Source organism: Mesobacillus jeotgali, from assembly GCF_002874535.1.
GTDB lineage: Bacteria > Bacillota > Bacilli > Bacillales > Cytobacillaceae > Mesobacillus > Mesobacillus jeotgali.
In genome coordinates this window covers 3,678,086-3,690,750 of record NZ_CP025025.1, presented here as the reverse complement: position 1 = coordinate 3,690,750, position 12,665 = coordinate 3,678,086, and the positions used below count along the sequence as shown (strand labels likewise).

At 43.0% G+C, this 12,665-nt stretch carries 13 protein-coding genes and 1 riboswitch; of the genes, 12 read left to right on the top strand and 1 reads right to left on the bottom strand.

What is annotated here, in order from left to right; genetic code table 11:
• The first annotated feature begins 64 nt into the window (after positions 1–64).
• The 12 genes from CD004_RS18655 to CD004_RS18600 all read left to right on the top strand — a co-directional run bounded on the left by CD004_RS18655 (position 65) and on the right by CD004_RS18600 (position 11,804).
• On the top strand, positions 65–1,405 hold the full coding sequence (locus CD004_RS18655; protein ID WP_102264117.1) for a TrkH family potassium uptake protein: 1,341 nt from the start codon (positions 65–67) through the stop codon (positions 1,403–1,405).
• 11 nt (positions 1,406–1,416) lie between these two features.
• Positions 1,417–2,073 carry a potassium channel family protein gene (locus tag CD004_RS18650; RefSeq protein ID WP_041964874.1) on the top strand — a complete coding sequence of 219 codons (657 nt, stop codon included), beginning with the start codon at positions 1,417–1,419 and terminating at the stop codon, positions 2,071–2,073.
• Between the two features lie 157 nt (positions 2,074–2,230).
• Entirely contained in the window at positions 2,231–3,211 is a 981-nt protein-coding gene (locus CD004_RS18645) for a BMP family lipoprotein (RefSeq protein ID WP_102264116.1), read from the top strand.
• A gap of 24 nt (positions 3,212–3,235) precedes the next feature.
• Positions 3,236–4,891 (top strand): methyl-accepting chemotaxis protein, encoded by a 1,656-nt coding sequence (locus CD004_RS18640; RefSeq protein ID WP_102264115.1) that lies wholly within the window; start codon positions 3,236–3,238, stop codon positions 4,889–4,891.
• A 338-nt stretch (positions 4,892–5,229) separates the two neighbouring features.
• On the top strand, positions 5,230–5,805 hold the full coding sequence (locus tag CD004_RS18635) for a chromate transporter (RefSeq protein ID WP_102264114.1): 576 nt from the start codon (positions 5,230–5,232) through the stop codon (positions 5,803–5,805).
• The gene (locus CD004_RS18630) at positions 5,802–6,332 is read left to right on the top strand and encodes a chromate transporter (protein WP_102264113.1); all 531 of its coding nucleotides are present in this window, start codon (positions 5,802–5,804) and stop codon (positions 6,330–6,332) included. The genes CD004_RS18635 and CD004_RS18630 overlap by 4 nt, the downstream gene beginning before the upstream one ends.
• Before the next feature lie 142 nt (positions 6,333–6,474).
• Positions 6,475–6,580: riboswitch (SAM riboswitch) on the top strand.
• Between the two features lie 74 nt (positions 6,581–6,654).
• On the top strand, positions 6,655–7,668 hold the full coding sequence (locus CD004_RS18625; protein ID WP_102264112.1) for a methionine ABC transporter ATP-binding protein: 1,014 nt from the start codon (positions 6,655–6,657) through the stop codon (positions 7,666–7,668).
• Positions 7,658–8,323 (top strand): methionine ABC transporter permease, encoded by a 666-nt coding sequence (locus CD004_RS18620; RefSeq protein WP_102265167.1) that lies wholly within the window; start codon positions 7,658–7,660, stop codon positions 8,321–8,323. The genes CD004_RS18625 and CD004_RS18620 overlap by 11 nt, the downstream gene beginning before the upstream one ends.
• Before the next feature lie 20 nt (positions 8,324–8,343).
• Entirely contained in the window at positions 8,344–9,171 is an 828-nt protein-coding gene (locus CD004_RS18615; protein WP_102264111.1) for a MetQ/NlpA family ABC transporter substrate-binding protein, read from the top strand.
• 528 nt (positions 9,172–9,699) lie between these two features.
• Complete coding sequence (locus CD004_RS18610; RefSeq protein ID WP_102264110.1) at positions 9,700–10,959, top strand: DUF445 domain-containing protein; 1,260 nt, start codon at positions 9,700–9,702, stop codon at positions 10,957–10,959.
• 94 nt (positions 10,960–11,053) lie between these two features.
• Positions 11,054–11,431, top strand: a complete 378-nt coding sequence (locus CD004_RS18605; protein ID WP_102264109.1) for a hypothetical protein — start codon at positions 11,054–11,056, stop codon at positions 11,429–11,431.
• Between the two features lie 13 nt (positions 11,432–11,444).
• Complete coding sequence (locus CD004_RS18600; RefSeq protein ID WP_102264108.1) at positions 11,445–11,804, top strand: cupin domain-containing protein; 360 nt, start codon at positions 11,445–11,447, stop codon at positions 11,802–11,804.
• A 41-nt stretch (positions 11,805–11,845) separates the two neighbouring features.
• Here the strand turns inward: CD004_RS18600 and CD004_RS18595 are convergent, their stop codons facing one another.
• Positions 11,846–12,622 carry an STAS domain-containing protein gene (locus CD004_RS18595; protein WP_158651595.1) on the bottom strand — a complete coding sequence of 259 codons (777 nt, stop codon included), beginning with the start codon at positions 12,620–12,622 and terminating at the stop codon, positions 11,846–11,848.
• Positions 12,623–12,665 lie beyond the last annotated feature (43 nt).

Sequence of the window (12,665 nt, the reverse complement as noted above, 5' to 3'; positions counted from 1 at the left end):
CATGAGTCCCTGCAAAGAAATATTAGACGCATAATTCCTCATACTAAGGAAAGAAGGAAGGAACATGCGCAGAAAAGTATTTTTTAGGATGGATCCACCGAAAGTACTTGTTTTTGGATTCGGAGCCATAATTATTTTAGGGACATTATTGCTTTCACTCCCAGTTTCCACAGTGGATGGAAGAGGCCTTCCAATTTTGGATGCATTGTTTACGGCAACATCGGCAACTTGTGTAACGGGTCTTGTCGTTGTTGATACAGGAGATACCTTTACACGTTTTGGCGAAATGGTCATCCTGTCGATGATCCAGGTTGGAGGACTAGGATTCATGAGTTTTGCCACCTTGCTTGCATTTATTTTAGGAAAAAGAATTTCGTTCAAAGAAAGGCTGGTTATCCAGGAGTCATTGAATAACGAGACTGTAGAAGGGATTGTCAGGCTTGTCAAAAGAATTTTCCTTTTTACAGCGGTAGTCGAGATTTCCGGCGGAATCATTCTATCTCTGCGGTTTTCACAGGAAATGGCTGCTGGAAAAGCCATTTATTACGGATTTTTCCATGCTGTTTCGAACTTTAATAATGCAGGATTTGATTTGATGGGGGGATTCAAAGGGCTTACTGCATATGCGGAAGACCCGATCGTCAATATCACAATGATTACTCTTATCAGCTTTGGCGGGATTGGGTTCATAGTCATGAATGAGCTATTTGACTACCGCAAGACCAGGAGACTTTCCCTGCATTCAAAAATCGTTTTTGCTATATCGGCAGTTTTGGTGTTTGGAGGTGCTCTCCTGATTTTTATCTTGGAATTTAACAATCCATCCACCTTGAAGCCAATGACGATGACTGGTAAAATGTTCGGGGCGTTTTACCAGGCGGTCACACCGAGGACAGCAGGATCCAATACATTGAATATCCCGGACTTGAAGCAGTCAACCTTGTTTTTGATCATCTTCCTGATGTTCATTGGCGCTTCGCCAGGCTCTACAGGCGGGGGCATCAAGACCACCACCTTTGCAGTCCTGATTGGTGCAGTCAAGTCACAAATTCGCGGCAGGGAGGATGTCACATTCTTTGGCAGAAGAATGGATCCTGGCATTATCTTCAAGTCATTGACGGTTACACTGATTTCGCTTTTTTTAGTAGTATTGATTACAATGGTGTTGACAATCACCGAACAAGGAAAAGCCTTTTTAATGATATTCTTTGAGACAGTTTCAGCCTTTTCAACTGTAGGGCTATCAATGGGCTTGACCCCTGAGCTGTCATCAATCGGAAAAATATTGATAACCATTACGATGTTCGCGGGCCGGGTTGGTCCGCTGACACTGGCTTTTGCAGTTGCGAAAAAAAGAAAAGAGAATCATTATCGATATCCAGCTGGAAAAGTGATGATTGGGTAGGAGGATGTTTTATGGCAAAACAATATGCAGTAATCGGCATGGGCCGTTTCGGATCAAGTGTAGCGACGACTTTATACAATGAAGGAGTCGAAGTGCTGGCGATTGATAAGAGTGAACAACATATTGAGGACTACAAAGAACATGTCACTCATGCAGTAATTGGTGACTCAACGGACGAGCAAACCTTGAAGGCAGTAGGGATAAGGAACTTTGATACTGTCATTGTGGCGATTGGAGACGACATTCAGGCAAGTATACTCACAGTTCTGATTTTGAAAGAAATGGGTGTTTCAAATGTCGTTGCCAAGGCACTTAACAAACACCATGCACAAGTATTATTCAAGGTTGGCGCTGACAAAGTCATTTTCCCGGAAAGGGATATGGGGGAGAGAGTCGCCCACCAGCTCATGGCATCACCCAATGTATTGAACTTTATTGAGCTTTCCGATGATTACAGTATTGAGGAAATCAAGCTTCCTATAAGCATGGCTGGCAAAAACTTGATTGAAATCAACCTGCGTGCCAAATACAATATCACAGTAATCGGCGTGAAAACTGCCAACAAGGTCGACATCTCTCCAGATCCAGAGAAAACGCTGAGAGCTGAGGATATCCTGATCGTCCTTGGCGAAAATGGCGACTTGAACAGGTTCACGAAAATTAAATAATGTTAATCGAAGCAGGCTGTATTGCACAGTCTGCTTTTTCTATTCATTAGAAGTTAGAAAATTAACAAAAGATAGACTTTCTGCATATTCGTAAACAAAATATCGCTATGGTCGATGAAATACATATAAATTTTTAAAAAGGGAGCAGGACATCTAGATGAAACGAATTTTGAATATGCTTATGATCTTATTTTTATTGATAGGTACCCTTGCTGGGTGTGCAAACTCGGAGCTGAAGGCGAAAGAAAGGGTCAAAATCGGCATTATGTTGTCTGACGTCGGACTTGGAGATCAATCTTTCAGTGATGCGGCTTTTGCCGGTCTGGTAAAAGCGAGAGCCGAGCTTGATATTCTTTTTGATTACAGAGAGCTTCAGACTGTAGGCAGCTATGAAAAAGGGTTCACTGAGCTTGTAGAAGAAGGAAATGATCTTGTCATTGGTTTGGGGTTCATGGTCCTTGAGGATCTTGAGAAGGTGGCAAAAAAGTATCCGGAACAGCAATTTATCCTGATTGATTCAGTATCACAATTAGATAACATTACTTCCATTACTTTTAAAGAAGAACAGGGCAGTTTCTTGGCGGGAGCAGTAGCCGGAATGGCTTCAAAGTCAAATATCGTTGGATTTGTTGGCGGAGCAGATGTGCCGCTTATTCACAAGTTTAAAGCTGGGTTTGAACAGGGAGTAAAGGCTGTGAATCCGGAAGCAGAGGTTAAAGTTGAATATGCCAATGATTTTGGCAATGCAGAGCTTGGAGGAAAGATTGCTTCAGGAATGATTGATGAAGGTGCGGATGTTCTTTACGCTGCAGCCGGTTTTACAGGTGTCGGTGTATTGAAGGAAGCTCAATCCAAGAAAAAGTTTGCAATTGGTGTGGATAGTGACCAGTACTTTTTTGCCGAAAAAGCCATCATTACCTCAATGCTGAAAAACGTCGATGTTGCGCTATATGAAACAGTCAAGGAGTTCCAGGCGGAAAATAAGCTTAAATCAAAGCAGATTGAACTAGGCATAAATGAAAAAGGTGTCGGACTTGCACCAATCAGGGTGATCAAGCTGAGTCCAGAACAGGAAAAAAGCTTAGAAGACCTGGAAGCCAAACTATCAAGTAACGAGCTTTCAATACAGCTAGATTAACAAGTTGCAACTGGAGGAGCCAACATGACAATTAAAAAGAAATTACTGCTTAACTTATTGCTCGCGATTGGGTTATCGATCGTTATGATCTCATTTATTATCTACAGAATGCTGATGGTCCAGGCATCGAACCAGGATTACGTTCAGGTATTGCTTACAGTGCAGAATCTTCAGGCTGAGACTTCTGCTGCGAAGCAATCTCTTAGCAATTTTTCGTTCAACCCTACAGAGGGGAACAGGCAGGATGCTTTGACGAAAATGGAAAAAACTTCTCAAACTTTTACGCAGGCAAAAGGCTTGATTCAGAAGGAAGATAGCAAAAAAGTTTTGGACAAGGCTTTTGAAAAGTTCACTGCCCTTGAAAGTGAAGCTAACAAAGCGCTTGATGAACAAAACAGTGCAGAGGTTAAGCGCCAGTCACTGCGCAGTGAAGGTGTCCTGAATGACCTTCACTTGCTCAATATACAGGTCAATGAATATTACGATTTTTTACAAGCGGACTTAAAAAATCAGATTCAATTCATAATATTCTCGGCGATCATCGGCAGCATCCTGCTTGTGGTAGTTGCCGGTGGAATCGGGATCAGGCTGACTAGTTCGATCACCAAGCCATTGAAGCAGATTGCTGTCAATGCACAGGAAATTGCCAAAGGGAACTTGATGATCGAAAAAGTTCCTTATAAACATAAAGACGAGCTGGGAACCTTGAATGAATCGTTTGATTTGATGGCAGCACAATTGACATCCTTGCTGCAAAAGGTGAATATGGCGAGCAGGGAAGTTGAGGATTTCGCAGCGGAAATTGAGCAGGAAAATATTGCGCTGACGGAAATCTCAAATCAAGTAGCAGTCTCAACGGATGAGCTTTCTGCAGGAGCACAAACCGTTTCAGAGGATTTACAGCAGTCAGTTGAGCTAATTGATGATATGGATAAAGAAATTATGCTTAACCTTGACCACACACAGGAATCGTCGTCTTACAGCAAGGATGCTGTGGAAGCAATTGGAGAAGGAAGAAAGGCAATCGAAGGACAAAAAGCCTTAATTTCGGAAAACAAAATGGCTTCCCAGTCCATCCAGACAGCAACTGACCATTTCGTAGGCTATGCAGCAAAAATTGAAGATATGGCCGCATCCGTTTCGGCAATAGCAGCCCAAACGAATTTGCTCGCTTTAAACGCTGCCATCGAAGCAGCAAGGGCAGGTGAAGCTGGAAAAGGTTTTGCGGTAGTTGCAGCAGAGGTAAGAAAGCTGGCGGAAGAATCCAACACTGCCACAACTCAAATCTTTGATATGGTCAACCTGATGAAGAATGGTCTCGATGTGATAGGAGAGGCAGTGAATAAAGGCGGTATCATCGCTGATGAACAGATGGAATCAATGAATTTAACGATGAGTGCATTTGGGAATATCGAATCAAAGGTAACCGGCATTTCGGAAAAAGTCGCTCAACTTGTTAAAGGTATGGAGGCTTCAAAAGAACTGGGAGCCAGAGTCCTCCATAATGTCGAATCCATCAGTGCAGTCGTCGAGGAGACAGCTGCAGGAAGCGAGGAAATCTCTGCTTCCACTACGGAACAATTATCTGCATTCGGCAACCTGTCAAAAAAGGTGACAGACCTGAGGAAGCTGACAAATGAGTTGAATGAGTCTGTGTCGATTTTTAAGTTTAATAGATAATTTGGAGAGTATCATGGCCTTCGGGCTGTGGTACTTTTTTTATAAGAAGAGTTATTCGGATTGAGCATGTTAACTGCAGAATTGTGACTTGGTCGAAATATTCGAGAATGTGGTCGAATTAATTCAAAATGTGGTCGGAAAAATTGAAAAATCGCTAATATATTGCGTGGCGAAGGGAATCTGAACCATTTACATGACGAAAAATGAGCCCACAAACTGTAAATTACCTTTAAATTGACATGCAGTATCGATTATATGAGTCTATAATGAAATAAAAGCAATAAGATTTATAGAAAAGGACTGCTTAAGGCACCAATAACAGAAGAGAAGGTGAAGTTTTGAAACAAAGAGATTTATTCTTAGCGTTTTTTCGCGTCGGAATCCTCGGTTATGGCGGCGGCCCGTCTTCGATTCCGCTTGTACATAAGGAAGTGGTAGAAAAATATAAATGGATGGATTCTGATGAGTTCGGCGATATCCTTGCGTTAGGAAATGCGCTGCCAGGACCGATCGCCACAAAAATGGCTGGCTACATTGGCTATCGTGTAGGCGGATTCCTTGGTATGTTCAATGCCCTCGCAGCAACGATGATTCCGGCAATCATCCTGATGATCCTGCTGCTGACTGGCCTAAACTCATACAAAGATGAGCCATGGGTGAACGGAATGGCAGAGGCTGTTGTTCCGGTTGTTGCGGTCATGCTCGCTGTCCTGACCTGGGATTTCATCAAGAAGTCAGGGAAATCCAAGCTTGGCTGGGCATGGACAGCTGTGGCGCTTATTGGCAGCCTGGTTCTTCTTCAATTGCTGAATCTGCATCCCGCTATTTTAATTTTTGTTTTGCTGCTGAGTGCCTTGCTTAAAAAAGACCCTGCTCCAGCTGAAAATAAACAAACGGGAGGGGAGCAGCAATGATTTATTTCTCTATATTTTTGGCCTTTTTCATTCCGGGGATTTTAGGATATGGCGGCGGACCTGCCTCCATTCCGCTAATTGAAAATGAAGTTGTTGATCGTTATGAATGGATGACAGTCAACGAATTCAGTGAAGTGTTGGCGATGGGGAACGCTCTGCCAGGTCCGATTGCAACCAAGATGGCTGGGTATATTGGATATGCTGAAGGTGGAATCCTCGGTGCTATAGTTGGAGTATTTGCCACGGTGGCACCATCCTTAATCCTAATGATCAGCTTGCTCGGACTGTTGATGAAATTCAAAGATTCCCCGCGTGTCAAAAGGCTGACAATCGTCGTCCGTCCTGTCATTGCCGTCCTTTTAGGGGTCATGACCTATGACTTCTTTTTCTCCTCCTATGAAGGGGTTGGCCTGACACAGACGATTTTAATTGGCGGTATCAGCTTCATCCTGATGGAAAAATTAAAAGTTCATCCTGCCTATGTCATCGCAGGATCCCTTGTTTACGGTGCCCTTGTTTTATCATAAGCAAGGGTTTTCTTTTAAAAAAAATATTCCCTTACTCCCACAATCATGTAAGCGGTGTCATGAGAAATCCACCGATAAAACTTTATTGACAAATAAATCAGTTAGTTTTAATATTTCAATTATCGAAATTAACTTAATAAGAAACTTATCAAGAGAGACTGAGGGATTAGGCCCTATGACGTCCGGCAACCTCCTTTTTAGGAAAGGTGCCACTTCCTACAGAATGTTTTCATTCTGAAAGATAAGTCGTATAGATGTTTACGATGCCTCTTTCTATGAATGAAAGAGGCTTTTTTATTTTTAAAAAACGGGGGTGCGAAGAATGATTGAAGTGAAAAACCTGGTCAAGATATACGAAACGAAAAAAGGGTCAGTTACTGGTGTTGACCATGTTTCATTAGCCGTGAAAAAGGGAGAAATCTACGGGATTGTAGGGTATAGCGGGGCGGGAAAAAGTTCTTTGATCCGCTGCCTGAATCTCCTTGAAAAACCGACATCAGGAGAGATACATATTGACGGAGTAGAGCTTACTTCCTTGAGTAAGACTGAACTGAGAAAAGCACGCTTGAAAATCGGGATGATCTTTCAGCATTTCCATCTTGTAAGCGCAAAGACAGTTAGTGAAAACATCGCATTTGCGTTGAAAGCAGCAGGTCTTCCGAAGGCTGAAATCAATCATAGGGTAACGGAACTACTTGATATGGTTGGCCTTTCGGATAAAAAAGATGTCTATCCGGCACAATTGTCGGGCGGACAGAAACAGCGTGTCGGCATCGCCAGGGCGCTGGCGAATAATCCATCAGTGCTCTTATGTGATGAAGCTACTTCTGCTCTGGATCCGAGCACGACGAAATCGATTCTATCTTTACTTAAAAGGATTAATATTGAATTGGGTATCACCATTGTCCTTATCACGCATGAGATGGAAGTCGTCAAGACCATTTGCGACAGGATGGCTGTTATGCAGGATGGAAAAATCATCGAAGAAGGGAATGTATACGAGGTCTTCGCGAATCCGAAACAACCGCTTACTAAGGACTTCGTCAACTCAATCCTTCAATTCGAACTGCCGGAAAGATTGCTGGAGGAGCGCCAAGGAAAGTTGATCAAAATCTATTTTCAGGGTGAGATTGCTGAGCAGGGAGTCATCTCTGATGTATTCCAGACTTTTAAGGTTCGTGGCAATATCCTGCATGGAAAAATTGAATACATTCAGGACATTCCACTGGGGATTTTCATCATGGAGGTCACGGGAGAACAAGTGGAGATTGATCGGGCGATTGCCTACATAGCGGCAAGGACGAAAAATCTGGAGGTGATTGATGATGCTGCTTGATAACCTGATTGAACTATTGCCGGAATTGAACAAAGCATTCTTTGAAACAATCTATATGGTCGGCATCTCCATCCTTGTCGCCATTATCGTTGGCTTGCCTACTGGGGTCCTGCTTTTTGTCACCGATAAGGGACTGTTCCTGGAGAATCTAGCTTTTAAAAATATTGCTGGATTCATCGTCAATATGATCCGCTCGGTTCCATTCATTATCTTGTTGATCGCTCTGCTTCCGCTGGCGAATTTAATTGCCGGTACGACCATCGGGCCGACAGCCGCATCTGTGTCATTATCGGTCGCGGCGATTCCGTTCTTTGCTAGAATCGTAGAACAAAGCTTACGGGAAATCGATAAAGGAGTCATCGAGGCAGCCGTGGCAACTGGCGCGACTCCGTGGATGATCATCAAAGATGTCCTGATTCCAGAGGCGAAGCCGGGCATTGTCCAGGGAGTGACTATCACCATCATCAGCCTTGTTGCCTATTCGGCAATGGCCGGCATAGTCGGCGGAGGGGGAGTTGGCGACCTCGCAATCCGCTTCGGTTATTACAGATACGACAATACAATCATGATCACGACAGTCATTATCCTAATCTGCCTCGTCCAGCTGATTCAGTTTGGCGGGGACAGGATTGCAAGAGTAGTAGACAAAAGATAAATAATAGGGGGTTCTTTTAAATGAAAAAATTATTCATTTCAGTAGTGTTGTTATTATCAATCGGGTTACTTGCTGCATGCGGAAGCGACTCAGCTTCCAACGGCGATGCGAAAGCAGAAGCAAAACAAGTGACATTTGGCGCGACATCCGGTCCATACAGTGATATGGTCTCAAAAGCCATCAAGCCACTTCTAGAGAAAAAAGGCTATGAAGTGAAAGTAGTCGAATTCAGCGATTACATCCAGCCGAACCTGGCTTTATCAAAAGGTGACCTTGACGCTAACCTGTTCCAGCACAAGGTTTATATGGAAAACTTCGCGAAAGAACATAAACTTGAGCTTTCGGAAATCATCGTCGTGCCAACCGCACCAATGGGAATTTACTCTAAGAAATTCAAGTCACTGGATGAAGTTGCAGACGGTTCTGCCATCGCGATTCCAAATGATCCAACAAATGCAGCGCGTGCCTTCCTGATTCTAGAAGACGCTGGACTAATCAAGCTTGATCCTAATGCTGACCCGCTGACAGTTTCTGAAAAGGATGTAAAAGACAACGTCAAAAACCTTCAGTTCAAGCCAATTGAAGCAGCACAGCTTCCAAGAGCAGTCGAAAGTGTCGACCTTTCCGCTGTACCAGGCAACTTTGCCCTGGCAGCAAAAATGGACCTGCTTGATGCGCTTCAGCTTGAAAACATGCCAGACCAGTACCGCAACCGCGTCGTCATCAATACAAAAGACCAGGATGCTCAATTCGCAAAGGACATCAAAGAAGTCGTAGAATCTGTAGAATTTGAAAAAATCATCGATGAAGAATTCAAAGGATTTGGCAAGCCAGAGTGGATGAAGTAAGAGTGTTATAATAATGCAGTCCCGGCAGCCAAGCTCCCGGGACTTTTCCTTTTTTATAGCTTTCCCCCCTATAAATTGGTTAATATATTAAAAGAGACCCTTTTTAGAAGGCTCTTTGTTGTTTTAATAACTTTCATATTTGACGGAAACAGTAGTCACGGAATCACCTTCCCAACCTATGTGCCCAACCAAGGTGCGTAAAGGGCCCAAAGGTCACATAGTACGAATCTATGTGCCCAAGCAAGGGTGTGAAAGCGCCGAAAGGTCACATAGAACCAATCTATGTGCCCAAACGTGGTGTGTGAAAGGCCCAAAGGTCACATAGAACGCATCTATGTGCCCGAACAAGGGTGTGAAAGCGCCGAAAGGTCACATAGAACCAATCTATGTGACCAACCAAGGTCCATGAAAAGCCAAAAGGTCACATAGAATCATCAACGGTAGAGAAATGGGACCTTCCTTCTTTTTTGAGTGGAAAATGAAGCATTCGGCTTTTGGAATCAATCTAACAGTAACAGAGGGAGATATATGGAAAAACGAGATAAGAGATCTAGACATTTGGCGGCTATATCGCTGGCGATTATGGGTGCGGGGTTCCTCGCTACTATGCCGTTCCAGGATTCGTTGTTCGGCAAACTGCTTATGGGCGGGTTTGAAGCCGGGCTCGTCGGGGGACTTGCGGACTGGTTTGCTGTAACAGCACTTTTCAGGCATCCAATGGGTATCCCGATTCCTCACACCGCGCTTCTGCCGAAAAATCGTGATAAAGTAACACGCGCGTTAATCAATATGCTTGAAAATGACTGGCTCACGAAAGAGAGCATCATGGATAAGTTCAAGCAGATTCATATTCTGGATAAAATTTTCGAAACGGTTGAGAAGGAGCTGCATTCTGAGTCTGTTAAGCTGAGCATCCAGTCATTCAGTCTGGATGTTGTGAAAAAGATAGATGTGGAAAGATTTGCGCCAACCATTGAACAGGAAATCAAAGACTTCCTGCTATCAGCTGATACTTCCGATATTCTGCAAAAAGCCTCCAGGCATGTATTGTCGAAGGAATATGAGGCGGCAGCGTTCAATTATGTACTGAAAGAGACGGAGAAGTGGGCGTCTCAGGATGAAGCGAAAATGGTTCTTGGCAAACTGGGCAAACAAGCAATTGATACAACGGAAGCGGATGGTCTGTTAAAATTTGCGATCCAATCGTTCAGCAATATGATCACCGAAGAAAAAGTCGGCAACATTTTGCAGTCCTTTATTTTAAAAAGAATGAATAATCTTCAGCAGGAAGATAATCGCTACCGCCATATGATTCTTGAGAAAGTCCGTAAAGAACTTGGCAGCATAAATGAGCGCGAAGTATTAATGTCCGAAATCCAGGCATGGAAAAACAAGATGGTCGAGGATATGGATTTGACCGGACAAATCAGGGGTGTACTGGCAAAGTCAAAGGATCGTGTCATTGCTTTTATAGAAGCAGACAGCTTTGTTGACGATACCGTTACTCCAGTGGTGAAAAGGTTCATACAGGAGATCAAAGAAGATGAGGGTAAGGTAGCGGCAATCGAAAGCTGGCTCCATGCTAAAATAGCAGGCCTGATTGAAAGAAATCATTCGAAGATCGGCAAGCTTGTTCGTGAGAATCTAGACAAGCTTGATACGGAAACACTGATTGATATGATGGAAAACAACGTCGGTAAAGACCTGCAATGGATCAGGGTGAACGGTGCCGTCTGCGGCTTCCTGATTGGTATCGGCTTGACGATTTTTAAGCTTATTGTTTTGTGAAAATTAATGAAAGGCCAATCCACTGCGGGATTGGTCTTTTTACTGTATCAGCCGATATGAAATAAATGGTAATATGATTATGGGAGGGGGATTCATGGCAAGAAGGAAATTACTTTTATCATTAATTTTCATTCTGGTGAGTGTCGTCCTTTTAACATTATATTGGGCGTACCATCACAAGATACTTTCCGGGGATTTTGATAAACTGACCATCCACGGCATGAAAGGCGAGACAATCCAGGTTTTAAAAGACAGGAACGAGATTGCAAAAATCATATCAGACATTAATGAAAGCCCGCGTAATTTCAAATTTGACAACGGCTTAACATACGATTATTTACCCCATGGCATCATGACCTTTGAAAATAAAACAAAAAAAGTACAAATAGGGGTTATTTTAACAAATGGGAATACAGTCACGAAATATTGGGAAATTGATACAGAGTTTCCTTTCGGAAATACATCAGAATAGGGGAGTGGCAAAGATGGAGAAGGTAAATATCAGCGAAAAGTTCTCGCTTTTTAGTGACTATTGGAGTCCAAAAATTGCCGGGGAAATCAATGATATGCATGTTAAGTTCGCCAAGCTGAAGGGTGAGTTCATCTGGCATAAGCATGACCATGAGGATGAGATGTTCCTCGTCATAAAAGGAAATCTGCTGCTTAAGTTCAGGGATAAGGACGTGCATCTGGAGGAAGGAGAATTCATGATTGTACCTAAAGGTGTGGAGCACCTTCCCATTGCGGAGGAAGAAGCGCATGTCATCTTTTTCGAACCGAAATCAACCGTGAATACGGGTGAGGAATTGAATGAAAGAACGGTTTCCAATCTAACAACGATTTAAGTAATAAAAAGGCTCGGTCCAATACCAAGCCTTTTTAATTGCTATTCTTCAATTTTCACAAGTTCAAATCCTGTCACTTTCCAGACATAACGGATTCCGTGGACAAAGGTATTGAACATTGGGACATCTACACTTAAACCATTCAGTACGATTGATTTAGCCATCTCCGGACGGATTCCAACATAGATGGATTGTACGCCCATTAGCTTTAGGGCATTAATGACCTGCTGCAGACGGAAGGCGATAGATGCGTCAATTTCATCGGATACTCCAGTAAAGTCAAAAATGACATATTCATTTCCTTGATGTGCACTGTGCGAGAGGATTTTCTCTCCGAGCAGGACCAATCGATCTTCAGTCAGTTTCCCCATAACTGGAACAAGTACTGCTGTGTCCACCGACAGAGGAATGACAGGCATATCAATGATTTGAAGCTGCTTCCGGTTTTCCTCCAGTGTTTCCTCGAACTCGGTCACATCTTTCCACGTAAGTATAAATCCACTTTCCGTCCCTTCGGTATTAAATAATCGATCCACCATAATTTCAGCCGAAAATTTATTGAAAAAAGTAATGCTAGCTGAATGGGGGAAATTACCTTCAGCCAGGATTTTCTGTGGGCGGCTGCCATGGAACTCTCCGACATCCATCCCGAGAAATTCCTCTGGATCAGTGATTCCTACATAAGGGCCAATTTTCGCTAATAATTTCATCGCAGAATCATTGATAAAAACGATTTTGTAATCTTCATTAGCGATTAGAATATTTTCATTGATTTTATTTAAAAGTTGGTGAGTTTCTATTTCATCGAGATTGAACAAAGGAATCGCTCCTTTTATAGTAGGCATACTATGTAAAATTATA

What these genes read in the sequence shown, in the direction of transcription:
- CD004_RS18655 (WP_102264117.1), top strand. Translation starts at nt 65, where the DNA reads ATGCGCAGAAAAGTATTTTTTAGGATGGATCCACCGAAAGTACTTGTT.
- CD004_RS18650 (WP_041964874.1), top strand. Translation starts at nt 1,417, where the DNA reads ATGGCAAAACAATATGCAGTAATCGGCATGGGCCGTTTCGGATCAAGT.
- CD004_RS18645 (WP_102264116.1), top strand. Translation starts at nt 2,231, where the DNA reads ATGAAACGAATTTTGAATATGCTTATGATCTTATTTTTATTGATAGGT.
- CD004_RS18640 (WP_102264115.1), top strand. Translation starts at nt 3,236, where the DNA reads ATGACAATTAAAAAGAAATTACTGCTTAACTTATTGCTCGCGATTGGG.
- CD004_RS18630 (WP_102264113.1), top strand. Translation starts at nt 5,802, where the DNA reads ATGATTTATTTCTCTATATTTTTGGCCTTTTTCATTCCGGGGATTTTA.
- CD004_RS18625 (WP_102264112.1), top strand. Translation starts at nt 6,655, where the DNA reads ATGATTGAAGTGAAAAACCTGGTCAAGATATACGAAACGAAAAAAGGG.
- CD004_RS18620 (WP_102265167.1), top strand. Translation starts at nt 7,658, where the DNA reads ATGCTGCTTGATAACCTGATTGAACTATTGCCGGAATTGAACAAAGCA.
- CD004_RS18615 (WP_102264111.1), top strand. Translation starts at nt 8,344, where the DNA reads ATGAAAAAATTATTCATTTCAGTAGTGTTGTTATTATCAATCGGGTTA.
- CD004_RS18610 (WP_102264110.1), top strand. Translation starts at nt 9,700, where the DNA reads ATGGAAAAACGAGATAAGAGATCTAGACATTTGGCGGCTATATCGCTG.
- CD004_RS18605 (WP_102264109.1), top strand. Translation starts at nt 11,054, where the DNA reads ATGGCAAGAAGGAAATTACTTTTATCATTAATTTTCATTCTGGTGAGT.
- CD004_RS18600 (WP_102264108.1), top strand. Translation starts at nt 11,445, where the DNA reads ATGGAGAAGGTAAATATCAGCGAAAAGTTCTCGCTTTTTAGTGACTAT.